This is a genomic window from Gymnodinialimonas sp. (genome assembly GCF_059726805.1).
In genome coordinates this window covers 3,853,240-3,878,963 of record NZ_AP041059.1, presented here as the reverse complement: position 1 = coordinate 3,878,963, position 25,724 = coordinate 3,853,240, and the positions used below count along the sequence as shown (strand labels likewise).

Below are 25,724 nucleotides of genomic sequence, written 5' to 3'. Positions count from 1 at the left end.
CTTGATATGTCGCGAATGGATATCGCATAGAAGGGCACCGCCAAACAAATTCATAACTCTCATCATGAACATGAGGTTCGTATGCATATCGAGTTCCGCCACCTGCGCACGATCAAGGCCATCTACGAGGAGGGCGGATTGGCCAAGGCGGCCGACAGCCTGCACATCACGCAATCGGCGCTGAGCCACCAGATCAAGGGGCTGGAGGATCAGGCAGGGCTGGAGCTGTTCATCCGCCGGTCCAAGCCGATGCGCCTGTCGCCTGCGGGGATGAAGATGCTGCGGCTGGCGGAAGAGGTGCTGCCGCGCGTGGCGGCGCTGGAGGAGGATTTCTCGGGCCTGCGGGCGGGCAAATCGGGCCGTCTGCACATTGCGATTGAGTGCCACGCCTGTTTTGACTGGCTGTTGCCGGTGCTGGAAGCCTTTCGCAAGACCTGGCCCGATGTGGACGTGGACATCCGCCCCGGCCTGCAATTCGAGGCCTTGCCCGCGCTGAACCGTCAGGACGTGGACCTGGTGATTTCCAGCGATCCCGAAGACCTGGCCGGGATCGATTTCACCCCGCTTTTTGATTATGAGCCGGTGTTTGTTTGCGCCGCCGATCATCCGCTGGCCTCCAAGCCGTTCATCGAGGCGAAGGATTTCGCCGATCAGACGTTGATCACCTACCCGGTGGAGCGGTCGCGGCTGGATGTGTTCAGCCAGCTTCTGAACCCCGCGGGCGTTGAGCCCAAGGCGATCCGGCAGGTGGAGCTGTCGGCGGTGATTCTGCTGCTGGTGGCATCGGGGCGCGGTGTCTCGGTCCTGCCGGATTGGGTGGTGCGCGATGTGGGGGTCAACCAGTCGATCCTGACGAAATCGCTGACGGAAAAAGGGCTGACGCGGCGGCTTTTTGGGGCGAGCCGGACGGAAGATACCGCGAAACCGTTCATGTCCCACGTGTTGAAGCTGAGCCGGACTGAGCCGTTGAAGCTGCAACGGCGGGGCTAGGCGGAGCCCGATCCTTGGAAGGATCGGGACAAACTCTTGCAAGAGTTTGGGGTGCCTCTTGGCAGGGGGCATTGCCCCGTCTATACGGCGCGCCTGACCTGAAGGGATTTCCGATGCAAGGCTCTGCCAACCTCAACGTGATGATCAAGGCTGCGCGCAAAGCGGCGCGGTCGCTGCAAAAGGACTTCCGCGAGGTGGAGCAGTTGCAGGTGTCTTCCAAGGGCCCCGGCGATTTCGTCAGCCGCGCGGACCGGGCGGCGCAGCAGATCATCAAGGACGACCTGATGGAGGCGCGGCCCAACTACGGGTTCCTGGGCGAGGAAGAGGCCGAGATCATCGGCAAGGACCCGACGCGCCGGTGGATCGTGGACCCGCTGGATGGCACCACGAATTTCCTGCACGCGATGCCCCATTGGGCGATTTCCATCGCCCTGGAGCACAAGGGTGAGATCGTGGCGGGCGTCGTCTATGACCCGGCCAAGGACGAGATGTTCTTTGCCGAGAAGGGTGCGGGCGCGTGGTTGAACGACAGCCAGCGGCTGCGCGTGTCGGCGCGCAAGAAGATGTCGGAGGCGGTGTTTTCGGCCGGGTTCCCGCCCGATGGCGGCAAGTACCTGCCCGCCGTGCTGCGCGATCTGGCGCGGCTGATGCCGATGTGTTCGGGCATGCGGCGCAACGGGGCGGCGTCGCTGGATCTGGCCTGGGTCGCGGCGGGGCGGTTTGAGGGGTACTGGGAATACAACCTGAAGCCCTGGGACATTGCCGCGGGCATCCTGATCGCGCGCGAGGCGGGCGCGTTTGTGGAGCCGATCCGGGAGGATCAATCGCTTTTGGAAGACGGCCATTTGATCTGTGGCACGGAGGCGATTTTTGAGCCGTTCGCCAAGGTCATCCGCACCCGCGACTGACGGGCCGGGGGCGCCGCCCCTCCTCAAGCCTGACGGCTTTCCTCGCAGCGTTACCTTGCGTAGCCGCGGTCGTAGATGACCTGTTGCGCGATCCCTGCGGTGGCGAGGTAGATTGACGTCAGCATCACGACGGTGGTCAGCACCGGGTTTGGCGCGAAGCCCGTCCAGGCGGCAAAGGCGATGGCGGCGACCCACAGGATTGCGACGGGCAGCGATATGAGGCGCCAGCGCGCGGTGCGCACGGGGTGGACGAATTTCAGGTTCAGGAATTGTGCGGCCGCGAGCGCCAGCACCAGCGCCAGGATCACCCACCAGGGCGGCTCGATCACCAGCATCGCTAGGGCGACCATGTTCCAGCAGCCGGGGAAGCCCCGGAATGATTTGTCCGCCGTCTTCATACGCGTGTCCGCGAAGTAGAGCGATGAGGCGAAGGGGATCAGCAGCACCACGAGCCAGCCGGACCAGCCGGGCATCAGGCCCGAGCCATAGAGCGCGTAGGCGGGGATCATCACGTAGGTGAGGAAGTCGATGATCAGGTCCAGAAGCACGCCGTCGATCACCGGGGCGTTCGTGGTGACGTCATAGCGGCGCGCGAGGGGGCCGTCGATGCCGTCGACGATGAAGGCGATTGTCAGCCAGATCGTCATCATCGCCCAGTCCTGCTGGGCGGCCTCCAAAAGGGCCAGCATGGCAAGCGAGGCACCGGCGGCGGTGAAGAGATGGACGGAGTAGGCTCTGAAACGCATGACCGCCGGGATGCCTGTTAACTGTGCGATTTGCAACAGGTCTGTGACAGGCGGTCTTGCGCCGAGGGGGCGGTGCCCGGACGGCGGGAGGGCGGTGTGGCGCGGTGCGCTAGGACTTCGGTCCGAGTTGCTCGCCCACGAGAACCCAGCGCTCACCCTCGCGGGCCAGTACCGCCGTGCCGCGTCCGGATCCGGACGCGGCTTTGCCGTTGATCACCCCGGTCCAGGAGAAATCGAACATGTAGGCTGCAAAATCCAGCGTTTCTGAAAGCCAGTGGACGTTCTGGACCCGGAAAGTCTCGTTCTGGATCGAGGCGAAGTTGCGCTCGTAGGCGGTGCGGATGGCGTGTTCGCCCGCATGAATTGATCCGTTGGAGAACACGACGCTGGCGTCATCGCTGATCAACGGGGCGACCACGGACCAGTCCTGGGTTCCTAGGGCGGATTCGTAGTGTCTGATGAAATCTCTGGGCGTCATGATGGTGTTCCCTAACGAAACCTGAGGGGCTCAATTCTACATCTTTTGCTGCTGAAAGGGAGCCGGGGACTGCCCGCCTATAGGTGAAAGCCGATTGGTGGGGCCTTCAGGTGGGAAAGATGCGGGCAGGGGCCCGCGTCAGAAATCTTGCGGATCGCAACGGCGCAGTCGGGTGCTTACGCCTTGGGATGCGCGGCGTTGTAGACCTCCATCAGGCGCGCGGTGTCGACGGCGGTATAGGCTTGGGTGGTCGACAGCGAGGCGTGGCCCAGAAGCTCTTGGATCGCGCGGAGGTCGCCGCCTGCGTCCAGGAGATGCGTCGCGAAGGAGTGGCGCATGGCATGGGGGGTGGCGCTGGCGGGCAGGCCAAGCTGCATCCGGGTTTTCTCCATCACCTTTGCCACGGCGCGGGGGCCGAGGGCGCCGCCACGGATGGCGCGGAACAGCGGCGTGCCGGGCGCGAGGTCATGGGGGCAGAGGCGCGCGTAGCGGGCGCAGGCCTCGATCGCGGCGGGCAGGACCGGAACCTCGCGTTCCTTGCCGCCCTTGCCCGTGATGCGCAGGACTTGCGGCAGCGCGGCGTGACGGGCGTCGAGGCCAAGCGCCTCGGAAATCCGCAAGCCGCAGCCGTAGAGCAGGGTGACCACGGCCATGTCGCGGGCCTGTACCCAATCGCGATCATCCTGGTCGGCGACGCCCGCGATCATGTCTTTTGCGCCGCCCTCCGACAGGGGGCGGGGCAAGCGGCGGATGTGTTTGGGGGCGCGCATCGACAGCACGGGCGTGGCGTCAAAGCCATCCCGCACGGCCCACCATTTGTAGAACGCTTTCACGGCTGACAGGCGACGGGCGAGCGACCGTGCGCCCACATCGCGGGCGCGTTGGGACGCCATCCACGCGCGTAAATCGCGCGTTTGCAAGCCCCGCAACCCGTCCGGGCCGGGCGCGCCGCCCAGGTGCGCGGCTTGGAAGGTCAGGAACTCGGTCACATCGGCGCCGTACGCCGTCAACGTCGCCTCTGCCCGCCCGCGCACGCCGCGCAGGTGGGTAAGCCAGTCTTGAAGAAGGTCCCGGACGGCTGGGGTCAGGGACAGCGACATCAGTCGAGCCAGCCGCGCATCAACCGCTCGAACACGCCCGCAAAGAAGGTCAACAGATCGGTGCCCTGGGAGGGGCGGAACTGGTGCGGGTCTTCTGCGCCCATGACCAGAAGCCCGGGCAGGCGCCCTTCGCCGAGGTCGAGCGTCAAGCAGGCCTCCGAATGGATCCAGCGGGAGGCTTCGCCGAAAATACGCTCCGCATCGCCGCCCACCTGGCGCAGGCTGACCTGCCTGTGGGGCACGTCGCGCCCGCCGGTCACATAGTCTTTCACGAAGCCCGGTGCGACGACGGTCAGCACGTCTTCCAGCTTTTGCACCTTGGGGGCTTCCGTCTCGGTCGCCTCCGCGCTTTCCAGCACCAGGCGCACGCGGTCGACGCGCAAGATGCCAGCCACATCGGTGCCGAGGGTGGTCAGGAATTCGGTGAATTCCTTGGCGTCGAGCATCCGAATGATCGAGCGGTGGATCTGGTTGGTGCCAGCCAGGTTTTCATAGGCGGCGGCGATGACCGAGCGGTGGGTATCTTCCAGCCGGTCGAGCCGGTTTTGCAGCCGCTCCATCGCGATGCCGCGCATGTCGACGATGTTGCCGCCCATCTGGCGATCATTGGCGGCGATCAGCGCACGCATCAGATCGCGGTCTTCAAGGATCAGCTCTGGGTCGGCCAGGGCGCGGTCACGCCAGTCCATTTCGGGGCTGTTTTCAAGGGAATCGAGCGGGGCTCCCGCCTCGGTGCTGCTCATCGTCACTGCCTCAACTTTTTTATCGTTGAGAGGCGCATAGCATATAAGGGCCGGAGCGGGCTAGAAATTTTGCCGTTCAGGCGGAAGAGAGGCCGGGGGCCAGTGGTATTGATGTCTCAAACCGGCAGGGGAAGAGGGTGTCATCCTCGCGGCCCATCCACGCCAGAAGCTGCGGCCGGGCGCTGGTGTCGCACCACCCGAGCGGCGTCTGCCAGTAGACCCGCGCGATGGCGTCGGTGCTGTCTGCGTTGACCTCGAAGACGGATGCGATGGTGTCCCCGCTCGGCAGATGGGACGTCCCGCCCACCAGCCAGAGGCCCGTTTCGATCACCGCGGGCGTCTTAAGGCGGTGCACGCCATCCGCGCCGACGGAAATCGCAAAGGTGGGCGAGGCGGTGAGCAGGTTGAACTGCTTGACTGCCTCGGCGTCCAGCGTGTCAGACAATGCTCTGCCCGGTTTTGGCCCAATCGGCCATGAACGCGTCCAGGCCCTTGTCGGTCAGCACGTGGCTGGCCATCGCCTTGATCACGCCGGGAGGCGCGGTGGCGACATCGGCGCCGATCAGCGCGGCGTCCTTCATGTGGTTGGCCGAGCGGATGGAGGCCACGAGGATTTCGGTGTCGAAGGAGTAATTGTCGTAGATCTGGCGGATTTCCGCGATCAGATCCATGCCGTCGATGTTGATATCATCCAGTCGCCCGACGAAGGGAGAGATGAACGTCGCCCCCGCCTTGGCCGCCAGAAGCGCCTGGTTGGCCGAGAAGCAGAGCGTCACGTTGACCATGCGGCCCTCGCCCGACAGCACCTTGCAGGCCTGAAGACCGGCCCAGGTGAGCGGCACCTTGATGGTGATGTTCTCGGCGATCTTGGCCAGCTCGCGCCCTTCGTTGATCATGCCGTCCGCGTCCAGCGCGACGGTCTCGGCGGACACAGGCCCGCCGACCAGCTCACAGATCTCAGCCGTGACTTCCTTGATGTCGCGGCCCGATTTCATGATCAGCGACGGGTTGGTCGTGACGCCATCCACCATGCCAAGCTCATGCAGCTCACGGATCGCATCAATATCGGCAGTATCCACAAAGAATTTCATCGGCGAGGTTCCTTTCGGGGAGATATCGTGATGGTTTGGCGCAGGCATATCGCTTGTTAGCGCTAACGGAAACCCCCTAAAGGGACCTTGATCCGCAAAGAGGCCTTGATGGACGAGCATTTCGACGAAGGCGATCTGGTGGGGGTTCTGACGGCAGAGCCCCTGGACCGCGTGCTCGACTACAAGGCACCGGCGGGAGGGTGCTGGCTGGGGGCGTTTGTGGAGGTGCCGCTGGGTCCGCGCAAGGTTCTGGGCGTGGTCTGGGGGCCGGGGCGCGGCGATTGGGACATCGCCAAGGTGCGCCGCGTCAACCGGGTGCTGGACGTGGCGCCGATGCGCGCGGAGATGCGGGAATTTCTGGAGAAAGCGGGGGCTTACACGCTGACGCCGATGTCGCTGATGCTGCGGTTGGCGACCCGGGCGCCGGGGCTCAGCGATCCGCCATCGATGCGCAAGGTTTACCGGTTGGGGCAGGGGACGCCGGACCGGGTGACCCCCGCCCGGACCCGCGTGATCGAGACGTTGGTGGAATACGGCGGGCTTGGGTTCACGCTGAAAGAGCTGAGCGAATTGGCGGGCGTCACCTCGTCGGTCGTCAAAGGCTTGGCGAAGCAGGGTGTGGTGGAAGAGGCCGACACGCCGCGCGACGCGCCGTATCTGACGCTGGACCCGGGCTTGCCGGGAAAGGAGCTGACGGCGGACCAGGCCGTGGCAGCGGGGCGCCTGCAAGAGGGGTTGCGGGCGCGGCGCTACGGGACGGTCTTGCTGAAGGGCGTGACGGGGTCCGGCAAGACAGAGGTCTACCTGGAAGCGGTCGCCGAATGCTTGCGCCAGGGGCGGCAGGCGTTGGTGCTTTTGCCGGAGATCGCGCTGACGTCTGAGTTTCTGACCCGCGTCAAGGCGCGGTTCGGCGCGGACCCGGCGGAGTGGCATTCGGGCGTGACCATGACCGAGCGCCGCCGCTGCTGGCGGATGGTCGGCGTGGGCGAGGCGCAGCTGGTCGTCGGCGCGCGCTCTGCCCTGTTCCTGCCCTACCGGGACCTCGGCCTGATCGTCGTCGATGAGGAACACGACACCTCCTACAAGCAGGACGAGGGGGCGAGTTACAACGCCCGCGATATGGCCGTTCTGCGCGCCTCGCTGAATGATGCGCAGGTGGTGCTGGCCTCGGCCACGCCCTCGCTGGAGACCTGGGCCAACACGCAGGCGGGCAAGTACACGCGGCTCGATCTGGTGTCGCGGTTCGGGCCGCAAGACCTGCCGGATATGGCGTCGATCGACATGCGGGTGGAGGATCTGCCGGGCTCGGCCTGGTTGTCGCCCACGTTGCAAAGCGCCGTCGGCGCGCGGTTGCAGGCGGCGGAGCAGGCGCTCTTGTTCCTCAACCGTCGCGGCTACGCGCCGGTCACCCTGTGCCGGGCCTGCGGAGAGATGGTCGGCTGCGATCACTGCGACGCGCGCATGGTCGAGCACCGTTTTCAGAAGCGCCTGATCTGCCATCAATGCGGCGAAACGAAACCGCTGCCGGAGGCCTGTCCATCCTGCGGGGTGGAAGGCAAAATGGCCGCCGTCGGCCCGGGGGTGGAGCGGATCGCGGAGGAGGCGGCGCTGGCTTTCCCGGACGCGAAAACGGCGATCCTGTCGTCGGACCTCTTCGGGTCTGCGCGCGCACTGAAGCAACAGATTGAAGAGCTGGCCCACGGCGACACCGACCTGATCATCGGCACGCAACTGGTGGCCAAAGGGCACAACTTTCCGCGCCTGACCCTGGTGGGCGTGGTGGACGCGGACCTGGGCCTGCAAGGCAGCGATCTGCGCGCGGCGGAACGGACGTTTCAATTGATGCGGCAGGTCGCAGGCCGTGCGGGGCGCGCGGACAAGCCGGGCCAAGCGCTGTTGCAGACGTTCCAGCCCGATCACCCGGTGATCCGCGCGATCCTGTCGGGCGATGAAGAAGGCTTCTGGCGCACGGAAGCGGCGGAGCGCGAGGCGGCGGGGATGCCGCCTTACGGGCGGCTGGCCGGGGTGATAATTTCCAGCACCGAAGCCGCCGCCGCCTTTGACCTCGGCACCCATCTGGCGCGCAACGACGGCCCGATCCGGGAGGCGGGCGGCGTGGTCTACGGCCCTGCGCCCGCACCCATCGCGCGGGTGCGCGGCCGCCACCGGGTGCGGCTTCTGGTCAAGGCGCCTAAGGGCGTCGCGCTGCAACCGGCCCTAAGCCGTTGGATCCATGGCCTAAAGCTGCCCGGCCATCTGCGGCTATCCATCGACATCGACCCGCAAAACTTCTTCTGAAAGCGGTTCCCCCGCCCGCACCTGCGCGCTAGAACCCCTGAACAATCAGATCTTCGGAAGCGCCTGACATGACCGCCCCCATTCGCCCGCAACCCGGCATCCTCGACATCGCCCTGTACCAGGGCGGGGCCTCCAAGATCGCGGGCCATGCGGATCCGTTGAAGCTGTCGTCCAATGAGAATCCCTTTGGGCCCTCGCCCGCTGCCGTTCAGGCCATGGCCGAGGCGGTGGCGGATGCGCATCGCTATCCCGCCACGGACCACGCGGATCTGCGCCGCGCGATTGCCGACGTCCACGGGCTGGCGGCGGATAACATCATCTGCGGTGTCGGCAGTGATGAAATCATCCACTTCCTCTGCCAATGCTACGCCGGTCCCGGCGACGAGGTGCTGTATACCCAGCATGGGTTCGGCATGTACCCGATTGCTGCGAAGGCCGCGGGCGCGACGCCCGTGCAAGTGGCCGAGGTCGCGCGTCACGTCGACGTGGACACCCTCATCGCGGGCATCACTGACAAAACGCGGCTGATCTTCATCGCCAACCCTTCCAACCCCTGCGCCACGATGATCGAAAGCGGTGAGATCACGCGGCTGGCGGACGCGCTGCCGGATCAATGCCTGTTGATCCTGGACGGCGCTTATGTGGAGTTTGCCGAAGGCTATGATGGCAGCAAGGCGCTGGTGGAGGCGCGCGAGAATGTGGTGATGACGCGCACGTTTTCGAAGGTCTACGGCCTGGGCGGCCTGCGGGTCGGCTACGGTTACGGCCCGCGCCATGTGATCGACACGCTGAACCGGATCCGGGGGCCGTTCAACCTGTCTGCCGTCGCTTTGGCGGGCGCGGAGGCGGCGGTGCGCGACGTGGATTGGGTGGCGGAATGCCTGGCGGTGAACGCAGACGAGCGGGCACGCCTGGCGGGTGGATTGCGGCAGTTGGGCCTGGCCTGTGACGACAGTTTCGCCAATTTCGTCCTTGCGCGCTTTGCAGATGAAGCCGCCGCCGACGCCGCCGATGCGCATTTGAAAGCGGACGGCATCATCGTGCGGGCGCCCAAATCCTACGGCTTGCCCGATTGCTTGCGGATCACGGTGGGACGCCCCGAGGACAACAGCCGCGTCCTCGCCTCGCTGACCGCCTTGGTGGCGGCGTGAGCGTGCTTTACAAGCGCGTTGCCCTGATCGGCCTGGGCCTGATCGCGGGCTCCATGGCCCATGCGATGCGGCGCGGTGGCTTGGCGGGTGAGATTGTTGGCACCGCGCGTTCAGCCGAGACGCGGGCGGTCGCGGCGGAGATCAACCTTTGTGATCGGATCACCGATACGACCGCAGAGGCCGTGGCGGGCGCGGATTTGGTCGTGCTGGCCGTGCCGGTGGGCGCGATGGCGGCGGTGGCGGTAGAGATCGCGCCGCATCTGGCGGCGGGCGCGACGGTGACAGACGTCGGCTCCGTCAAGCGCGAGGTGATCGCGCAGGTCGGCCCGCATCTGCCGGATTACGTGGATTTCGTGCCGGGCCACCCGCTGGCAGGCACCGAGCATTCCGGGCCACGCTCTGGCTTCGCAGAGCTGTTCGACAACCGCTACACCCTGCTGACGCCGACCGATGGCGCTGATCCCGCCGCCACCGCACGGTTGAAAAACCTGTGGATTGGCTGTGGAGCGCTTGTGGAGGAAATGGACCCGGATCACCATGACCTGGTCCTTGCGGTCACCTCCCACACGCCGCACCTGATCGCCTACACGATGGTGGGGGTGGCCGATGACCTGCGCCGCGTGACCGATAGTGAGGTGATCAAATATTCGGCGGCGGGCTTTCGGGATTTCACCCGCATCGCGGCCTCGGACCCGACGATGTGGCGCGACGTGTTCCTGTCCAACAAGGACGCCACGCTTGAAATTCTGGGGCGGTTCACGGAAGAATTGTTCGCATTGCAACGGGCGATCCGGACCGGTGACGGGGCGCATTTGCATGATTATTTCACCCGCACCCGTGCCATCCGGCGGGGCATCATCGAGGCGGGCCAAGACACCGACGCGCCGAACTTCGGGCGCGCGGCGGGGACGAAGGGAGACACGCCATGAAGCTGCGCGCAGGCCTATGCATTGCAGCCCTTGCCGTTGCCGTGCCGGTCAGCGTGCTTGGTCAGGCGCCCGAGATCCGCATCATCTCGGCCACCGCGCTGGCGCCGGGGGAGTCTCTGCGCCCCGTCGCGCGGCCCGGTGGAACGCCCGTGCCCTCCAGCGTCAGCCCCGGCGCGATTGGCGCGGCGGTTGGGGAAGCCATCGGTGCGGCTCCGGCGGCTGAAGCGCCGGCCCCGGCGCGCCCCCGGGGCCTTGCCGCCTTGTTCAGGCCGCGCGGCGAGACGCCCGCCGCCTCGGGCGCTGTGGGTGGTGGGTCGTCGCTCGCCATTGCACAATCCCTGCGCCCGGAATTGCGCCCCAGCGGCCTGGAAGAGCGGGTGCGCGCGGCGGCAACGCGCAACATCCCGTCCGCCGTGGCGCAGCCGGGCCGGAACACGGGCACGCTTTGCGGGGTTGTTGGGCTGCAGGGGGAAGAGATCGCCCCGGTCACGGGCCGGATCAATGGCTGTGGCATCCCCAGTGCCGTGCGGCTGCGGACGGTGCACGGGATCACTCTGACGTCGCCCGCGACGATCAACTGCACGACGGCGCAATCGCTGAGCCAATGGGTGCTGGATGCCGAGGATATCATCGGCAACACCGGGGGCGGCATGGCCAACCTGCGCGTCGTGGCCTCTTACGCGTGCCGCACGCGCAATTCGCGCGCAGGCGCGCGGCTGTCGGAACATGCGACGGGCAATGCCGTCGACATTGCCGGGATCGGGCTGCGCAATGGCAACGAACTCAGCGTGTTGAGCGATTGGCGCAGCGGCAATTCATCGATCATGCGGGGCCTGCATCAGGCCGCTTGCGGCACCTTCGGGACGGTCCTGGGGCCGGAATCCGACCGGTTCCACCAGGATCACTTCCACTTCGACGTGGCCTCTTACCGCTCAGGCGCCTACTGCCGCTGACGCGCCCTGGCTACCGCAGGCGCAGGCTGGGGGCCGGGCCGATGGGCAGCGGGCCCAAAAACACCCGCCCGTTGGAAAACGACAGCGTCGCGTCGATGTTCTCTGCGCTGCCCGAGAGGCCTGCCAGCACCTCCAACATCGCCTCTGCCGTGCCGCGCAGCCGTTCCGGCACCATGCCCGCGTTGCTGGCCAGATCCACCATCGCGCGCCAGTTCTCGGCGCGCACGGAAAGCTCTCCTTCCGGGACACCACCGGCGGTGACGTTCAGATCGCCCGTGGCCCGGAACAGCATGTCGCCCCAACGCAGGCTTAGCTCATCGATCTGCAGATCGGTGAATTGCGGGCGGGCGACCTCAATCGCGTCCATGTCCCACGGCGCATCGAAGGTCGCCGTCGCGCGCACCTCGGCCCGGTCCATGATCGCGGGCAGCACGCCTGCGGGGTCCAACCGGGTGCGCCAAGCCTCGGGCGGGGCCATCTGGGTGGCGAGCGCGAAAATGTCGTAGGTCGTCTCGGTATTTTCCACCCGTTGCAAGATCAGGCTGCCCTGCTCCCATTGGGTCTGCCACCCCTCGCTTGAAGTCACCAACAACGGCCCGGTGTCGGCCTGCGCGTAATCGAGCGCGAAGCGGTTGGTTGGCTGCACGTCCAGGGCGGCAAGCAGGTGCAGGCCCTCCACGTCCAGATCCGACACGGTCAACCTCTCGAACGGAGAGGCGATGGTCTGAACCGCGGGCCAGCGCGCCTCGATCCGGTCCAGGCGCAAGACGTCCTGGCGGAACTCCAGCGACGCCACGGACCACGCGAGGCCGGTTTCCGGGTCCGCCAGTTCCAGGTCGCGCAATTCCGTCACGAATTGTAGCGGGAAGCCCCCGACCGCGATGTCAGAGGCCTCGGCCACCCAGCCGTCGGCCTGGCGATCCTCAAGCCAGCGGGTCGCGGCGGTTTGCGAAATCATGGCGCCCACGCCCCAGGCAATGCCGCCCAAGGCCGCCACCGCAACAATCCCGATCAAAAGCCGCTTCATCGCTCTCCCCTTCTGTCCCTCTATCGCCTATAGCGGCGGGGTACGACAAGGACGACCCGATGACAGCACCGCTTTGGATTTTTGGCTATGGCTCGCTTCTGTGGGATCCCGGCTTTCCCGTGGCCGAGACCCGCATCGCGCGGCTGGCGGATTGGCATCGGTCGTTTTGCATGTCCTCGATCCACCACCGCGGGACCGAGACGGATCCGGGCCTTGTCCTGGCGCTCGACGCCCTGGAAGGGGCCTGCTGCGATGGCCTGGCCCTGCGGGCGGAGCCGGGGACCGAGGATGCGACGATTGCCTACTTGCGGGAACGCGAGTTGATCTCCTCGGCCTATATCGAGACGCGCACAACGGTGTCGTTCCACGATGGCGGCACCCAGGGCGACGTGCTGACCTACGTGATCAACCCCAACCACGTGCAATACTGCCAGCACCCGTTGGAGGACCAGGCCCGCATCATCGCAGGCGCCGTTGGCGGGCGCGGGCCGAACGATGAATATCTCTACAACACTGCCGCACACTTGAGCGAACTGGGCATCGGCGATGCCGATCTGGAGGCGCTTGTGTCCATGGTCCGCGCCCTGAAAGCAGCCCCCTAAGGCTTTTGTTGGCGTGACGGCCCGCAACCGTGTATGGTCGCGCCAGACAAGTCAAAAGAGCGGTTGAGACAAACCCCATGGCGAGCAGCAGAGAGGGCGCAGGCGCGGCCCGATTCACACGACCCACGCAGCAGATCGTTCTGATGCTGATCATCCTTGCACTGGTGGTGACTGGGGGCGTTTTGGTGTGGCCCCGGGTCCAGGATGTGTTCCTGACCTCGCCCTATCTGAACGGCACCATCGGCCTCGTCTTCGTGGTAGGCGTCTTCGCGACCTTCTTTCAGGTGATCCAGCTGTTCTCTTCCGTTGCCTGGATCGAGCAATTGGCCGGCGGCGCTCAGGCGGACGCGGACGAGAGGCCGCCGCGTCTTCTGGCGGCAATCTCGGGCGTGGCGCGGTTGCGGGGCGGGCGCGTTCAGGTGACGCCCGCGTCGGCGAAATCGGTGCTCGACAGTGTTGGCGCGCGGATGGAAGAAAGCCGCGACATCACGCGGTATATCGCCAACCTGCTGATTTTCCTGGGCCTTTTGGGCACGTTCTTTGGCCTCGCCACGACGGTTCCGGCGGTGGTGGAAACCATCCGCTCACTGCAACCGACCGAGGGGGAAGAGGGTTTGGCGGTCTTCGGGCGCCTGATGGACGGCCTTGATGACCAGCTTGGCGGCATGGGAACGGCGTTTGCCTCCTCCCTTCTGGGTCTTGCCGGATCGCTGGTCGTGGGCCTGTTGGAGCTTTACGCGGGCCACGGGCAGAACCGGTTCTACCGCGAGTTGGAAGAATGGCTCGCGTCGATCACCCGGGTGTCGTTCTCGGGCGATGGGGACGGGGCGATTGACAAGGCGGCGATTGCGACCGTGCTCGACCACATGGTCGACCAGATGGATACGCTGCAATCGCTGTTTGCACAGTCCGAGACACGCCGCGCGGCCACCGAACAACGGGTGCTGACCCTGGCGCAAAGCATCGAAGGGTTGACCGAGCGCCTGGGGCCGGGGCAGGTCTCGGCCACCGAACGGCTGGCGACGGCGCAGGACCGTTTGGCCGCGGCCTTGGACGGCATGGCCGCCGAGCAGGGTCTGGATGACGAATCCCGCAACCGCTTACGCTCCATCGACGTGCAATTGTTCAAGATGGCCGAGGAAATCGGCACCAACCGCGACGCCGAAGTCATGGGGCTGCGGGGCGACATGGCGCAATTGACCGAGGCGTTGCAAGCCCTGACCCAGGCCGCCCGCGCGCCCGCCGAGGCCCGCGCGCGGCAACGCGGGGACGGCTAGGCGATGGCCTTTCACCGCAAAGCGAAACAGGGCATGTCCGGGGCGATCTGGCCCGGTTTCGTGGACGCAATCACCGCGCTGTTGATGGTGATGATCTTCGTGCTGACCATCTTCATGGTCATGCAATACGTGCTGTCCGAAGAGATCAGCACCCAGGATGATGAGCTGAATTCCCTGACCGCGCAGGTCAACCAACTGGCCCAGGCCCTGGGTCTGGAAGAGGCCCGCGCCGGGCAGCTGGAGGCGCGGGTTGCGACGCTGTCTGGCTCCCTATCCGCCGCCGAAGAACAGGCCGCCGCGCAGGAGGCCTTGATCGCCACGCTGACGGCGGAAAGTGCGGCGCAATCGGCGCGGATTGTCGCCTTCGAAGAGCAGGTCGCGGGGCTTTTGGCGCAAAACTCGGAACTGGCTTCGGGGCGGGCCGAGACCGAGGCGGAATTGGCCGAGGCCCTGACCGAGGCGGAGGCGTTGAACCTGGCGCTGGCCACCGCGCGGTCCGAGATTGATGAAGCGTCCGAGGCGGCGCGTTTGGCCGCCGCGCGTCGCGAGGCGCTGGAGGCGTTGATCGCAGATCTTGAGGCGGACGGCGCGGCGCGGGACGCGTCGCTGTCCGATGCCTTGGCGGCGCTGGCGGCATCGTCCACCGAACTGGAGGCGCGCCAGACCGCGCTGACCCAGGCTTTGACGGCTCTGGCCCAGGCCGAGACCCGTAACGCGCAGCTGGCGGGCAATTTGATTGAGCGCGATCAATCCCTGACCGCGGCCCTGGCGGCTTTGGCCAGCGGGGATGCCCGCGCGGAAGAACTCCTCTCGCGACTTCAAGGGGTTGAAGCAGAATTGACCGAGGCAGAGGCCGCCAGCCTTGCAGAGGCAGCGGCGGCAGAGGCCTTGAGGGTGCGCTTGGCCGAGGTCGAAACGGCGCTGTCTGAGGAAGAGGCCGCGCGTCTGGCGGAACTCGCCGCAGCCGAAGCGCTTCGCGCCCGTTTGGGTGACGTGGAGGCGGCGCTGTCGGAAGAGGAAGCCGCGCGCCTGGCCGAAGCGGCGGCGGCGGCGGCCTTGCGCACGCAACTCGACGCCACGAGTGCCGCCCTGTCGGAAGAGGAAGCCGCCCGCCTGGCCGAGGCGGCGGCGGCAGAAGCCCTACGGCGGCGTTTGCAAGACGCCGACGCGGAACTGACCGCGATGTCGCTGGCCCTGGAAGAGCAGCGTCAAAGGGCCGAGGAAACGCTGACCCTGCTCGCCGCCGCCGATGCCGCGCGCGAGGATCTTGCGACGCGGCTTGCCGGGGCCGTGGCCCGGGCCGAAAGCGGCCAGGGGGAGGCGGCGTCGCTCGCCGACGCCCTTGCCGCGGCCGAGTTGGAACTGGAGCGCGCAACGGCGGCACTTTCCACGCAATCCGGCGAACTTACTGAACTGGAACAACAATTGGCCCTCGTCCTCTCTCGGCTGGAAAGCGCAGAGGCCAGCGCAGCCGCGCGTCTGGCCGAGTTGGAAGCTACGATTGCGGCCTCTGAGCAGCAGGCCTCGGAAGCCGCCGCCGTCACCGCAGAACTATCGGTGCTGGAGGCGCAACTGGCCGCCGCCCTCGCCGCGCGGCAAACGACAGATGCCGCGCTGGCGGAAGCCTTGTCGGAGGCGGACACCCGCGCCACGTTGCTGGCCCAGGCCAATGCGGAGTTGGAACGGGCCGAGGCGCAATCGGCGGAATCGGCCCGGCAGGTGACCCTCTTGAACGAGCAGGTCGCCGCGTTGCGGGCGCAATTGGGCTCTTTGCAGTCGCTGCTCACCCTGTCGGAGGACCGCGATGAAGAGGCGCAGATCCAGATTCAGGCGCTGGGATCGCGGTTGAACACGGCGCTGGCGCAACTGGCGGCGGAGGCCAGCGCGCGGGCCGAACTGGAGGCCGCCGAGGTCGAGCGGCTGGCGGCAGAAGCGCAGGAATTGGAGCGCTACCGCTCGGAGTTCTTCGGACGTTTGCGGGAGTTGCTGGAGGGCCGCGAAGGGGTCCGGATCGAGGGGGATCGCTTCGTCTTCTCCTCGGAAGTGCTGTTCGAGGTCGGCTCGGCCGACCTGGCGGCGGAGGGCTTGGCCCAGATCGAAAACGTGGCGGAGCTGCTGTTGGAGATCGCCGAAGACATCCCCGAGGCCATCGATTGGATCATCCGCGTGGACGGCCACACCGACGACCAGCAACTGCGCGTCGGCGCGACTTTCGCCAACAATTGGGAGCTGAGCCAGGCGCGCGCGCTGGCGGTGGTGCTTTACATGAGCGAAGAATTGGGGATCCCGCCGCGCCGCTTGGCGGCAACGGGGTTTGGCGAGCATCGCCCGATTGCCCCTAACGATACGGATGAGGGCCAGGCCGCAAACCGGCGCATCGAGTTGAAGCTGACCGAGCGCTAACGCACTGAAATAACGGTCGTTTCCTCATCCAGCAGAACACCGTCGCGGGTGAGGGCGATCCTGCCCCTGTAGTCCCCCGCCGGCAGCGCATTGCGGATGCGGCGCCCGGTGGCGCGGAAAAGCTGTGCTTGGGTACGCTCAAGCGTGATTTCCTGGGTGTGATAGACGGCGCCCTCTGGGTCTGTGATCGTGGCACTCACCACGTCACCCGCGCGCCCCCCATGGAAAAACCCCCAGAGAACAATGGCTTCTCCGGTCGCCGATAGCGTTTCAGCATCGGCAGTTCCGGCTTGGATGGCCTCATAGGTTGGAATGGCCGGGGCGAAACCGGTGCTCAGGATGCCACCGGGCGGGACGGGGATGTCATCGGTCCAAAGCGTGGTCTCAACTGGGCCGCACGTCTCGGCGCCCGCAGGCGCGAAGGGGTCGACGACGGCGCCATCTTGGCGGACAGTCATGTGCAGATGCGGGAACTCCGTGTTGCCGGAAAATCCCATGGTTCCAATTGGTTGGCCTGTCGTGACATCCTCCCCCTGCGCCACGGAAACAGAGCCCTGCGCCAGGTGGCAATACTGGGTCTGCCAGCCGTTTTCGTGTTCGATCAGTACACCATTGCCGCAGTCCTGACCCTCGGGGAAGCCGCCGATGCCGGTATCAGGCACCGAGTTGCGGGTCCCAAGCACACGACCCGGCGCGGCGGCAAGGATGGGGACGCCACGCGCCAGCGCTTCCATATCCGGGACGCGGATGTCTGTGCCTTGGTGGCCGTCGTAACTCATGGGGCCACAAAGGAAATCTTGCGCGCCGGGGCCGGGGTCATGGTCCACGAGTTGTTGGATCATGCAGGTCTCACCCAACGCGCAATCGACGGGAAAAGCGAGAAACGGGGCCTCTTGCGCGGTGGCGGCGGTGGGTGTGAGGAGCAGAAGAAACAACGTGCGCATGGGGGGGCCTTTTGAGACGATTAGAAAGCTTCATCAGATATCTAACGCGTTTCAATTGGCAGTGCCGGTGTTTCCTCGCCGCGAAATGGGCGACGATGCGCCGGGCGGGCACGAAAAAGGGCCGGGGAAGATCTCCCCGGCCCGTTTCCAAATCGCATTAGCATTGCGCGATCAATCGGCGGTCAGAAGCGGAGGCTTCTTCTTGGGCGAGAGGCGGGGGCTGCCGGCCTCTTCCACGCGCAGGTCGATCTTGCCGTCCTTGACGCCAACCTGGACGTTGCCGCCCTTGGCCAGCTTGCCGAACAGAAGCTCTTCCGCGAGGGGCTTTTTGATGTGCTCTTGGATCACGCGGCCCAAGGGACGCGCGCCCATGCGGTCGTCGTAGCCCTTGTCGGCCAGCCATTCGGCGGCAGGCTTGGTGAGCTCGATCGTGACGTTGCGGTCCATCAGTTGCGCTTCGAGTTGCAGCACGAACTTTTCGACCACCTGCAGGATCACATCCTTGGGCAGGGCGCCGAAGGAAATGACCGAGTCCAGACGGTTGCGGAACTCGGGCGTGAACGTCCGCTCAATCGCGGCGGTGTCCTCGCCTTCGCGACGGTCGCGGCCAAAGCCGATGGCCGCTTTCGACATCTCTGCCGCGCCCGCGTTGGAGGTCATGATCAACACCACATTGCGGAAATCGACGGAGCGACCGTTGTGATCGGTCAGCGTGCCGTGGTCCATCACCTGCAAAAGGATGTTGAAGACATCCGGGTGCGCTTTTTCGATCTCATCAAGCAGCAACACGCAGTGCGGGTGCTGGTCGATGCCGTCGGTCAGGAGGCCGCCCTGGTCAAAGCCCACGTAGCCCGGAGGCGCACCGATGAGGCGGGACACCGCGTGTTTCTCCATATACTCCGACATGTCGAAGCGGATCAGCTCCACGCCCAGGGTGTCGGCCAATTGCTTGGCGACCTCGGTCTTGCCCACACCGGTGGGACCGGCGAAGAGGTAGTTGCCGATGGGCTTCTCAGGCTCCCGCAGGCCGGCGCGGGCCAGCTTGATCGACGACGACAGCGCTTCAATCGCGGCATCCTGACCGAAGACGACGCGCTTGAGGGATACCTCAAGGTCTTTCAGCACCACGGCATCGTCCTTGGAGACGTTTTTCGGCGGGATGCGGGCGATCTTGGCGACCACATCTTCTACTTCCTTGGTGCCGATGGTCTTGCGACGCTTGCTTTCCACGACCAGGTGCTGCGCGGCACCGGCCTCATCGATCACGTCGATGGCAGAGTCCGGTAGTTTGCGGTCATTGATGTAGCGAGACGCCAACTCGACCGAGGTTTTGATCGCGTCGGCGGTGTATTTGACGCCGTGGTGATCCTCAAAATAGGGCTTGAGGCCCTTGAGGATCTTGACCGCGTCATCGACCGAGGGCTCGGCCACGTCGATCTTCTGGAAGCGCCGGGACAGGGCGCGGTCCTTTTCGAAGTGTTGGCGGAACTCCTTATACGTGGTGGAGCCCATGCAGCGCAGGCCGCCGCCTTGCAGCGCGGGCTTCAGGAGATTGGAGGCATCCATCGCGCCGCCCGAAGTCGCGCCCGCACCGATCACGGTGTGGATCTCATCGATGAAGAGGACGGCATCGGGGTGGTCTTCCAGCTCTTTCACGACGGCCTTCAGACGCTCTTCAAAGTCGCCGCGGTAACGGGTGCCGGCCAGAAGCGCGCCCATGTCGAGCGAGTAGATCGTGGCGTTTTGCAGCACCTCGGGCGTTTCGCCTTCGACGATTTTCTTGGCGAGACCCTCTGCGATGGCGGTCTTGCCGACGCCGGGATCGCCCACCAGAAGCGGGTTGTTCTTGCGACGGCGGCAAAGCACCTGGATGCACCGCTCCACCTCGGCCGAGCGGCCGATCAGGGGATCGACGTCGCCTTTCGTGGCCTTGGCGTTGAGGTCGACGCAATACTTGGAGAGGGCGGATTCCTTTTCCTCCCCCCCGGCGTCGTCCTGAATGCTGGGGGCTTCATTTTCCTCATCTTCCGCGCCGGTGACCGGGCGGGCTTCGCCGTAGGAGGGATCTTTGGCGACGCCGTGGGCGATGAAGTTGACGGCGTCATAGCGCGTCATGTCCTGTTCTTGCAGGAAATACGCGGCGTTACTTTCGCGTTCCGCGAAGATTGCGACCAGCACGTTGGCGCCCGTCACTTCGGTGCGGCCCGAGGACTGCACGTGGATCGCCGCCCGTTGGATGACGCGCTGGAAGGCGGCCGTGGGCACGGCTTCGGAGCCTTCAACGTCGGTTTCCAAGGTCGAGAGGTCATCATCGATGAACTTCGACAGTGTATCCCGCAGAACCTCGATATCGACGGAGCAGGCCTTCATGACCTTCTGCGCATCGGGTTCATCAATCAGTGCGAGAAGCAGGTGTTCCAGGGTCGCCAGTTCGTGACGACGCGCGTTGGCGTTTGCCAAGGCGGCGTGGATGGCCTGTTCCAGTGTGTTCGAAAAAGACGGCACGTGCGTGCTCCTTTCGTCTGCATCGAGGGGGGCAGCCCCTTACTCGATCGTGGCCTCATAAAGTTAAATTTTGCTTTCCACGCACAGGTTTCAAGCAAATTCGCATCAAGTGCCCGTGTTTTCCCCCGATGTGCGGGGTGCTCAAGCTTGAGCAGAAGGCTAAGCCCCTGACATCGCGGCTTTTTCGTGGTTAACGCTCAAAAGCTGTCTTTTTGAGCGCGGATGTGGGCAAAGACATCCACCGGCGCCGCGCCGGCCATGCCGAGCCCCTCGGCCACGGCTGCCAAATGGGCGCGCAAGAAGGGGTTGGTAGCCAATTCCTCGGCCAGGGTTGAGGGGACAGTGGGTTGATCCGCGCCCCGGGCAGCGGTGATCGCGGATACCCGTGAGATAAGGTCTGAATTGTCCGGTTCAATGGTTAACGCAAACCGCGCGTTTGCCGCCGTATACTCATGGCCCGAACAAACCAGCGTCTCGGGCGGGAGGGCCGCGAGTTTGCCGAGGCTCTCGTACATCTGGGCGGGGGTGCCCTCAAAGAGCCTGCCGCACCCCAGCGCCATCAGGCTGTCGGCGGTAAAGACCGCGCCCGCGCCGGGCACATAGAAGGAGAGGTGGTTGTCGCAATGGCCCGAGGTATCAAGCACCTCGACCCGCAGGGAGCCCACGTCAAACGCATCGCCCTCCGCCAAAGTCCTGTCGAGGGGGGGCAGACGCTCCGCATCGGCGCCGCAGCCCCAGACCTGCGCGCCGGTCTGCTTTGCCAGCGCCTCTACGTCTTTGATATGGTCCCAATGGTGGTGGGTGATCAGGATGGTCGACAGGGTCCAACCCCGCGCCGACAATTCGGCCTGGATCGGCCCGCCTTCGGGGACGTCGATGCAAACCGTCGTGCCGGTGTCACCGTCGTGCAGCAAAAAGGCGTAATTGTCCCTGAGGCAGGGGATGGTGATGATCTGCGGATCGGCCATGGTGTTCGCGCCTTTAGTGATTACTTTAGGTGAAAGCCTGCGCCGTTGTCTGGGCGTTTGCAACTCGGGAAGTCGGATGCATCTGGATGTCATAGACTTGCGCCAGTTCTATTACCGCACGCGTCTGGGGCGGATCGCCCAGAAGGCGGTGCGCGAACGGATGCTGGAGATGTGGCCGAGCGCGCGAGGGGAGACTGTAGTGGGGTTCGGCTTTGCGGTGCCGCTGATGCGGCCCTATCTGGCGGAGGCGAAGCGGGTCATCGGGGTGATGCCTGCCGAGCAGGGGGTGATGCCCTGGCCTGCGGGGTTGGACAATGTCTCGCTTCTGTGTCGCGAGGGCCTATGGCCGGTGCAGACGGGGCAGGCGGACAAGTTGATTTGCCTGCATGGGCTGGAGACATCCGAGCACCCGGCAAGCGTGTTGGACGAATGCCAACGGGTGCTGGCGCCCGGCGGGCGGGCGATGTTCATCGTGCCCAACCGGATGGGCCTATGGGCGCGGCGCGACGGGACGCCCTTTGGTTTTGGGCGGCCCTATTCGCTGGGTCAGCTGGAAGCGCAGCTGGAAGACTTCGACTTCATTCCCGAGCGCCACGCGGCGGCCTTGTTCGCGCCGCCCTCGCCCAAGGGGTTCTGGTTGAAATCGGCGGATATGGTGGAGCGGTTGGGCACCAAGCTGTCGCGCAACCGGGCGGGCGGGGTGATCCTGATCGAGGCGTCCAAGCGCATCCCGGCGCGCCGAAAGCCGGGCTTGGCCGAGCGGGTGCGCCGCCCGTTGCGGGTGCTGGAGGGCAGTCCGCAGCCCGCCGGGATCCAGGGCCGCGACCCTGCGTAATCGGTGCCCTGACGATTTTCGCACCATCGCGATGGGATTTGCCCATTTGCGCGGACATCCATCGGAGTGCGTCTCAACTGTCTATCGGATTTGTGGCGTTGTGCCGGGGCTTCTCCCCCACCCGGCGACCGGGGGCTGCCCTACGTGACAACATTGGCTGCCATGCTACTGGCCCGAGATCTTGGCGAATGGCATGAGGCCGCACATTCGCGCTGTCGCGGCGTATCGAGCATGACTCTGTGCGAAAATGAGAGGTACGAGCCCTGCTGAGCCCAAGAATCGCACGGATTAAGGTCTCAAAAATCGGGGGCAAACCGCCGCATCGCAGAAAAAACTCTGTAACCCTCTGAAATTACGTGAATTTCAACCAGAGCGGCGGCGATTGAGGATGGTTGCAGCATTCCAAACCCTCTGCTACACCGCGCTCGATTTACCGGGGAACGGGCGGACGTGGGCCGCTCTGACACGACACATTGGAACGGCATATCGGCTGCTCCAACACAAGTCGTGCAACTGAAAGGGTTGATGTGAGCGAATCTGCTTCAATCTCGACCGGCATCGCCGCGCGCTACGCGACCGCGATGTTTGAACTGGCCGAGGAGGCCAAGGCGCTTCCTGCATTGGAAAAAGACGTAGACGCGCTGGATGCGGCACTGGCGGAAAGCGCAGACCTGCGCGACTTGATCCATTCGCCGATCTATGGCCGCGATGAGGCATCTGCCGCCATCGGCGGTGTCGCGGACGCGATGAAGCTGCAAGCGATGACCGGCAACACGCTGCGCCTGATGGCCGACAAGCGCCGCCTGTTCGTGCTGCCTGCGCTGCTGTCCGAGCTGCGCGCGCGCATTGCCGATCACAAGGGCGAAGTGACCGCCGAAGTGACCTCGGCCAAGGCGCTGACGAAGACCCAATTGGACAAGCTGACGAAATCGCTCAAAGAGCAGGTCGGCAAGACCGTGAACGTGAAAGAGACCGTGGATGAGAGCATCATCGGCGGTCTTGTTGTAAAAATTGGCTCGAAGATGATCGATACGTCGGTCCGCTCCAAGCTGAACGCACTCCAGAATACCATGAAAGAGGTCGGATAATGGCTATCCAAGCAGCTGAGATTTCTCAGATCCTCAAAGACCAGATCAAGAGCTTTGGGCAGGACGCCCAGGTGGCAGAGGTTGGTCGGGTTCTGTCCGTGGGCGACGGTATTGCCCGCGTCTACGGCCTCGACAACGTGCAGGCCGGTGAGATGGTCGAATTCCCCGGCGGCATTCAGGGCATGGCCCTGAACCTGGAAGCCGACAACGTGGGTGTCGTGATCTTCGGCTCTGACCGGGACATTAAAGAAGGCGACACGGTCAAGCGCACGAACTCCATCGTGGACGTGCCTGCGGGCAACGAGATGCTGGGGCGTGTTGTGGACGGTCTGGGCAACCCGCTGGACGGCAAGGGCCCGATCAACGCGTCCGAGCGTCGGATCGCGGACAGCAAGGCACCCGGCATTATCCCGCGCAAGTCGGTGCACGAGCCGATGGCGACGGGCCTGAAAGCCATTGACGCGATGATCCCCGTTGGCCGTGGCCAGCGAGAGCTGATCATTGGCGACCGTCAGACGGGTAAGACCGCCGTGGCGCTGGACACCATCCTGAACCAGAAGTCGTACAACGATGCCGCGGGCGATGATGAGAGCAAGAAGCTCTATTGCATCTACGTGGCCGTCGGCCAGAAGCGTTCCACCGTGGCGCAGCTGGTGAAGAAGCTGGAAGAGACGGGTGCGATTGAATACACGACCGTCGTGGCCGCCACCGCCTCCGACCCCGCGCCGATGCAGTTCCTGGCACCCTATGCGGCGACCGCCATGGCGGAGTTCTTCCGCGACAACGGCCGCCACGCGCTGATCGTGTACGATGACCTGTCCAAGCAGGCCGTGTCTTACCGCCAGATGTCCCTGCTTCTGCGTCGCCCGCCGGGCCGTGAAGCCTATCCTGGCGACGTTTTCTACCTGCACTCCCGCCTGCTGGAGCGCTCCTCGAAGTTGAACGAGGACAATGGCGGCGGCTCCTTGACGGCGCTGCCCGTCATCGAGACCCAGGGCGGCGACGTGTCGGCGTTTATCCCGACCAACGTGATCTCCATCACCGACGGTCAGATCTTCCTCGAAACGGAACTGTTCTTCCAGGGCATCCGCCCCGCTGTGAACACCGGTCTGTCGGTGTCGCGTGTGGGTTCTTCGGCGCAAACCAAGGCGATGTCCTCGGTCGCAGGCCCGGTGAAGCTGTCGCTCGCCCAGTACCGTGAGATGGCCGCGTTCGCTCAGTTCGGCTCGGACCTCGACGCCTCCACCCAGCAGTTGCTGGCCCGTGGTGCCCGTCTGACCGAAATGATGAAACAGCCCCAGTATTCGCCGCTGACCAACGCCGAGATTGTCACGATGATCTTTGCGGGTACCAACGGCTTCCTGGACAAGCTGCCTGTGGGTGACGTGGGCCGCTTCGAGGAAGGTCTTCTGAACCACATGCGCGCCAACAAGTCGGACGTTCTGGATTGGATCACCAACGAAGATCCCAAGATCAAGGGTGATGCCGCCGACAAACTGAAGGCTGCTATCGAAGAATTCGCCGCCGATTTCGCGTAAGGGAGATTTGGCATGCCCAATCTCAAGGACCTAAAAAACCGGATCGCGTCGGTCAAATCGACCCGCAAGATCACCAAGGCGATGCAAATGGTCGCCGCCGCGAAGCTGCGCCGGGCGCAGGAAGCGGCGGAGATGGCGCGTCCCTATGCGGAAAAGATGGAGGCCGTGATGAGTGGCCTCGCATCGGCTGTTGGCAACGCGGAAGGCGCGCCGCGTCTTCTGGCGGGCAACGGCAAGGATCAGGTGCACTTGCTGGTCGTCATGACGGCCGAGCGCGGCCTTTGCGGGGGCTTCAACTCGACCATCGTGCGCAAGGCCCGCGCCCATGCGGCCGAGCTTCTGGCCGCTGGCAAGACGATCAAGATCCTGACCGTCGGCAAAAAGGGCCGTGAGCAGATCAAGCGCGACTATGCCGACATGATGGTCGGCCATGTCGATCTGTCCGAGGTCAAACGCCTTGGCTATGCCAACGCCGCCGACATCGCGACCGATATCCTCAACCGCTTTGACGCCGATGAATTCGACGTCGCCACGATCTTCTACAACCGCTTCGTGTCGGTGATCTCTCAGGTGCCGACGGCAACCCAGATCATCCCCGCGCAGTTCGAAGAGTCCGAGGAAGCGGAAGCGGCCACGCTTTACGAATACGAGCCTTCGGAAGAAGCCGTGTTGGAAGACCTTCTTCCCCGCGGCATCGCCACACAGATCTTCACCGCTCTGCTGGAGAACGGCGCGTCTGAACAAGGGGCGCGGATGTCCGCCATGGACAACGCCACCCGGAACGCAGGCGACATGATCGAGCGGCTGACCATCGAGTACAACCGCTCGCGTCAGGCCGTCATCACCAGCGAGCTGATCGAAATTATCTCGGGCGCGGAGGCGCTATAGAGCAATGGCAGAGCACGACCCTTCCGATCTGGCGATCATGACCTTTGAATTGCTGAAACGCATTCAAGGTGATGTCGCGACGATCAAGGAAGACGTGCGAGACACAAAGGTTCGGATGTCCAACGTCGAGGTCCAGATTGGCCAGCTTCAGACCCAGATGGGTCAGTTGAACGGTCGCATGGATCGCATGGATGACCGAATTGAACGCATAGAGCGGCGGCTCGACTTGAACGATACCGCCGCACAGTGAAAGACGGGCGAC

The 25,724-nt window shown here is 64.9% G+C and carries 24 protein-coding genes; 14 read left to right on the top strand and 10 right to left on the bottom strand.

Going from position 1 to position 25,724, the window contains the following annotated elements; genetic code table 11:
- Nucleotides 1–81 precede the first annotated feature (81 nt).
- Both AC6I9R_RS18895 and AC6I9R_RS18890 read left to right on the top strand, forming a co-directional pair.
- Entirely contained in the window at nucleotides 82–990 is a 909-nt protein-coding gene (locus AC6I9R_RS18895; RefSeq protein WP_461429002.1) for a LysR family transcriptional regulator, read from the top strand.
- A gap of 113 nt (nucleotides 991–1,103) precedes the next feature.
- Entirely contained in the window at nucleotides 1,104–1,898 is a 795-nt protein-coding gene (locus AC6I9R_RS18890) for an inositol monophosphatase family protein (RefSeq protein WP_461429032.1), read from the top strand.
- Between the two features lie 50 nt (nucleotides 1,899–1,948).
- Here AC6I9R_RS18890 and AC6I9R_RS18885 read toward each other — a convergent pair whose 3' ends face one another.
- The 6 genes from AC6I9R_RS18885 to fsa form a co-directional block, all read right to left on the bottom strand.
- Nucleotides 1,949–2,644 carry a CDP-alcohol phosphatidyltransferase family protein gene (locus AC6I9R_RS18885; protein WP_461429001.1) on the bottom strand — a complete coding sequence of 232 codons (696 nt, stop codon included), beginning with the start codon at nucleotides 2,642–2,644 and terminating at the stop codon, nucleotides 1,949–1,951.
- A 109-nt stretch (nucleotides 2,645–2,753) separates the two neighbouring features.
- Nucleotides 2,754–3,122, bottom strand: coding sequence for a YybH family protein (locus AC6I9R_RS18880; RefSeq protein ID WP_461429000.1), 369 nt, complete (start codon nucleotides 3,120–3,122; stop codon nucleotides 2,754–2,756).
- Between the two features lie 176 nt (nucleotides 3,123–3,298).
- The gene (locus AC6I9R_RS18875) at nucleotides 3,299–4,222 is read right to left on the bottom strand and encodes a tyrosine recombinase XerC (protein ID WP_461428999.1); all 924 of its coding nucleotides are present in this window, start codon (nucleotides 4,220–4,222) and stop codon (nucleotides 3,299–3,301) included.
- On the bottom strand, nucleotides 4,222–4,911 hold the full coding sequence (locus AC6I9R_RS18870; protein WP_461428998.1) for a DUF484 family protein: 690 nt from the start codon (nucleotides 4,909–4,911) through the stop codon (nucleotides 4,222–4,224). Before AC6I9R_RS18870 ends, AC6I9R_RS18875 begins: the two co-directional genes overlap by 1 nt.
- Nucleotides 4,912–5,041: 130 nt before the next feature.
- Nucleotides 5,042–5,410: a hypothetical protein gene (locus AC6I9R_RS18865; protein WP_461428997.1), complete on the bottom strand. Its 369-nt coding sequence runs from the start codon at nucleotides 5,408–5,410 to the stop codon at nucleotides 5,042–5,044.
- Entirely contained in the window at nucleotides 5,403–6,056 is a 654-nt protein-coding gene (gene fsa, locus AC6I9R_RS18860; protein ID WP_461428996.1) for a fructose-6-phosphate aldolase, read from the bottom strand. The genes AC6I9R_RS18865 and fsa overlap by 8 nt, the downstream gene beginning before the upstream one ends.
- 108 nt (nucleotides 6,057–6,164) lie before the next feature.
- Between fsa and AC6I9R_RS18855 the strand changes: the two genes are divergently transcribed.
- From AC6I9R_RS18855 to AC6I9R_RS18840, 4 genes are all read left to right on the top strand, one after another.
- A complete protein-coding gene (locus AC6I9R_RS18855) occupies nucleotides 6,165–8,354 on the top strand; it encodes a primosomal protein N' (RefSeq protein WP_461428995.1) in 2,190 nt (729 codons plus the stop codon).
- Nucleotides 8,355–8,422: 68 nt separating this feature from the next.
- Entirely contained in the window at nucleotides 8,423–9,505 is a 1,083-nt protein-coding gene (gene hisC / locus AC6I9R_RS18850) for a histidinol-phosphate transaminase (RefSeq protein ID WP_461428994.1), read from the top strand.
- A complete protein-coding gene (locus tag AC6I9R_RS18845; protein ID WP_461428993.1) occupies nucleotides 9,502–10,434 on the top strand; it encodes a prephenate/arogenate dehydrogenase family protein in 933 nt (310 codons plus the stop codon). The genes hisC and AC6I9R_RS18845 overlap by 4 nt, the downstream gene beginning before the upstream one ends.
- Nucleotides 10,431–11,387, top strand: a complete 957-nt coding sequence (locus AC6I9R_RS18840; RefSeq protein ID WP_461428992.1) for an extensin-like domain-containing protein — start codon at nucleotides 10,431–10,433, stop codon at nucleotides 11,385–11,387. The genes AC6I9R_RS18845 and AC6I9R_RS18840 overlap by 4 nt, the downstream gene beginning before the upstream one ends.
- A gap of 10 nt (nucleotides 11,388–11,397) precedes the next feature.
- Here AC6I9R_RS18840 and AC6I9R_RS18835 read toward each other — a convergent pair whose 3' ends face one another.
- Nucleotides 11,398–12,414: a DUF2125 domain-containing protein gene (locus tag AC6I9R_RS18835; RefSeq protein WP_461428991.1), complete on the bottom strand. Its 1,017-nt coding sequence runs from the start codon at nucleotides 12,412–12,414 to the stop codon at nucleotides 11,398–11,400.
- Between the two features lie 59 nt (nucleotides 12,415–12,473).
- Between AC6I9R_RS18835 and AC6I9R_RS18830 the strand changes: the two genes are divergently transcribed.
- The 3 genes from AC6I9R_RS18830 (at nucleotide 12,474) to AC6I9R_RS18820 (ending at nucleotide 16,696) form a co-directional block, all read left to right on the top strand.
- Complete coding sequence (locus AC6I9R_RS18830; RefSeq protein ID WP_461428990.1) at nucleotides 12,474–13,016, top strand: gamma-glutamylcyclotransferase; 543 nt, start codon at nucleotides 12,474–12,476, stop codon at nucleotides 13,014–13,016.
- Nucleotides 13,017–13,093: 77 nt separating this feature from the next.
- The gene (locus tag AC6I9R_RS18825) at nucleotides 13,094–14,293 is read left to right on the top strand and encodes a biopolymer transporter ExbB (RefSeq protein ID WP_461428989.1); all 1,200 of its coding nucleotides are present in this window, start codon (nucleotides 13,094–13,096) and stop codon (nucleotides 14,291–14,293) included.
- Between the two features lie 3 nt (nucleotides 14,294–14,296).
- Nucleotides 14,297–16,696: a peptidoglycan -binding protein gene (locus AC6I9R_RS18820; protein ID WP_461428988.1), complete on the top strand. Its 2,400-nt coding sequence runs from the start codon at nucleotides 14,297–14,299 to the stop codon at nucleotides 16,694–16,696.
- On the opposite strand, the gene AC6I9R_RS18815 is transcribed toward AC6I9R_RS18820, so the two are convergent.
- The 3 genes from AC6I9R_RS18815 to gloB all read right to left on the bottom strand — a co-directional run bounded on the left by AC6I9R_RS18815 (nucleotide 16,693) and on the right by gloB (nucleotide 21,113).
- Nucleotides 16,693–17,640, bottom strand: coding sequence for a M23 family metallopeptidase (locus AC6I9R_RS18815; RefSeq protein ID WP_461428987.1), 948 nt, complete (start codon nucleotides 17,638–17,640; stop codon nucleotides 16,693–16,695). The two genes, AC6I9R_RS18820 and AC6I9R_RS18815, sit on opposite strands and share 4 nt — an antisense overlap.
- Nucleotides 17,641–17,811: 171 nt before the next feature.
- Nucleotides 17,812–20,145 (bottom strand): ATP-dependent Clp protease ATP-binding subunit ClpA, encoded by a 2,334-nt coding sequence (clpA, locus tag AC6I9R_RS18810; protein ID WP_461428986.1) that lies wholly within the window; start codon nucleotides 20,143–20,145, stop codon nucleotides 17,812–17,814.
- Between the two features lie 197 nt (nucleotides 20,146–20,342).
- On the bottom strand, nucleotides 20,343–21,113 hold the full coding sequence (gene gloB, locus AC6I9R_RS18805; RefSeq protein WP_461428985.1) for a hydroxyacylglutathione hydrolase: 771 nt from the start codon (nucleotides 21,111–21,113) through the stop codon (nucleotides 20,343–20,345).
- 76 nt (nucleotides 21,114–21,189) lie between these two features.
- Between gloB and AC6I9R_RS18800 the strand changes: the two genes are divergently transcribed.
- From AC6I9R_RS18800 to AC6I9R_RS18780, 5 genes are all read left to right on the top strand, one after another.
- Entirely contained in the window at nucleotides 21,190–21,948 is a 759-nt protein-coding gene (locus tag AC6I9R_RS18800; RefSeq protein WP_461428984.1) for a methyltransferase domain-containing protein, read from the top strand.
- 527 nt (nucleotides 21,949–22,475) lie between these two features.
- Nucleotides 22,476–23,036, top strand: a complete 561-nt coding sequence (locus AC6I9R_RS18795) for a F0F1 ATP synthase subunit delta (RefSeq protein ID WP_461428983.1) — start codon at nucleotides 22,476–22,478, stop codon at nucleotides 23,034–23,036.
- Nucleotides 23,036–24,574, top strand: coding sequence for a F0F1 ATP synthase subunit alpha (gene atpA / locus AC6I9R_RS18790; protein ID WP_461428982.1), 1,539 nt, complete (start codon nucleotides 23,036–23,038; stop codon nucleotides 24,572–24,574). The genes AC6I9R_RS18795 and atpA overlap by 1 nt, the downstream gene beginning before the upstream one ends.
- Nucleotides 24,575–24,586: 12 nt before the next feature.
- The gene (locus tag AC6I9R_RS18785; RefSeq protein ID WP_461428981.1) at nucleotides 24,587–25,462 is read left to right on the top strand and encodes a F0F1 ATP synthase subunit gamma; all 876 of its coding nucleotides are present in this window, start codon (nucleotides 24,587–24,589) and stop codon (nucleotides 25,460–25,462) included.
- Between the two features lie 4 nt (nucleotides 25,463–25,466).
- Entirely contained in the window at nucleotides 25,467–25,712 is a 246-nt protein-coding gene (locus AC6I9R_RS18780) for a hypothetical protein (protein ID WP_461428980.1), read from the top strand.
- Nucleotides 25,713–25,724: the final 12 nt, after the last annotated feature.

What these genes read in the sequence shown, in the direction of transcription:
- fsa (WP_461428996.1), bottom strand. Translation starts at nt 6,056, where the DNA reads ATGAAATTCTTTGTGGATACTGCCGATATTGATGCGATCCGTGAGCTG.
- AC6I9R_RS18840 (WP_461428992.1), top strand. Translation starts at nt 10,431, where the DNA reads ATGAAGCTGCGCGCAGGCCTATGCATTGCAGCCCTTGCCGTTGCCGTG.
- AC6I9R_RS18895 (WP_461429002.1), top strand. Translation starts at nt 82, where the DNA reads ATGCATATCGAGTTCCGCCACCTGCGCACGATCAAGGCCATCTACGAG.
- AC6I9R_RS18780 (WP_461428980.1), top strand. Translation starts at nt 25,467, where the DNA reads ATGGCAGAGCACGACCCTTCCGATCTGGCGATCATGACCTTTGAATTG.
- AC6I9R_RS18870 (WP_461428998.1), bottom strand. Translation starts at nt 4,911, where the DNA reads ATGGACTGGCGTGACCGCGCCCTGGCCGACCCAGAGCTGATCCTTGAA.
- AC6I9R_RS18815 (WP_461428987.1), bottom strand. Translation starts at nt 17,640, where the DNA reads ATGCGCACGTTGTTTCTTCTGCTCCTCACACCCACCGCCGCCACCGCG.
- AC6I9R_RS18820 (WP_461428988.1), top strand. Translation starts at nt 14,297, where the DNA reads ATGGCCTTTCACCGCAAAGCGAAACAGGGCATGTCCGGGGCGATCTGG.
- AC6I9R_RS18835 (WP_461428991.1), bottom strand. Translation starts at nt 12,414, where the DNA reads ATGAAGCGGCTTTTGATCGGGATTGTTGCGGTGGCGGCCTTGGGCGGC.
- AC6I9R_RS18825 (WP_461428989.1), top strand. Translation starts at nt 13,094, where the DNA reads ATGGCGAGCAGCAGAGAGGGCGCAGGCGCGGCCCGATTCACACGACCC.
- AC6I9R_RS18855 (WP_461428995.1), top strand. Translation starts at nt 6,165, where the DNA reads ATGGACGAGCATTTCGACGAAGGCGATCTGGTGGGGGTTCTGACGGCA.
- atpA (WP_461428982.1), top strand. Translation starts at nt 23,036, where the DNA reads ATGGCTATCCAAGCAGCTGAGATTTCTCAGATCCTCAAAGACCAGATC.
- AC6I9R_RS18880 (WP_461429000.1), bottom strand. Translation starts at nt 3,122, where the DNA reads ATGACGCCCAGAGATTTCATCAGACACTACGAATCCGCCCTAGGAACC.
- AC6I9R_RS18875 (WP_461428999.1), bottom strand. Translation starts at nt 4,222, where the DNA reads ATGTCGCTGTCCCTGACCCCAGCCGTCCGGGACCTTCTTCAAGACTGG.
- gloB (WP_461428985.1), bottom strand. Translation starts at nt 21,113, where the DNA reads ATGGCCGATCCGCAGATCATCACCATCCCCTGCCTCAGGGACAATTAC.
- hisC (WP_461428994.1), top strand. Translation starts at nt 8,423, where the DNA reads ATGACCGCCCCCATTCGCCCGCAACCCGGCATCCTCGACATCGCCCTG.
- AC6I9R_RS18785 (WP_461428981.1), top strand. Translation starts at nt 24,587, where the DNA reads ATGCCCAATCTCAAGGACCTAAAAAACCGGATCGCGTCGGTCAAATCG.
- AC6I9R_RS18830 (WP_461428990.1), top strand. Translation starts at nt 12,474, where the DNA reads ATGACAGCACCGCTTTGGATTTTTGGCTATGGCTCGCTTCTGTGGGAT.
- AC6I9R_RS18890 (WP_461429032.1), top strand. Translation starts at nt 1,104, where the DNA reads ATGCAAGGCTCTGCCAACCTCAACGTGATGATCAAGGCTGCGCGCAAA.
- AC6I9R_RS18800 (WP_461428984.1), top strand. Translation starts at nt 21,190, where the DNA reads ATGCATCTGGATGTCATAGACTTGCGCCAGTTCTATTACCGCACGCGT.
- AC6I9R_RS18885 (WP_461429001.1), bottom strand. Translation starts at nt 2,644, where the DNA reads ATGCGTTTCAGAGCCTACTCCGTCCATCTCTTCACCGCCGCCGGTGCC.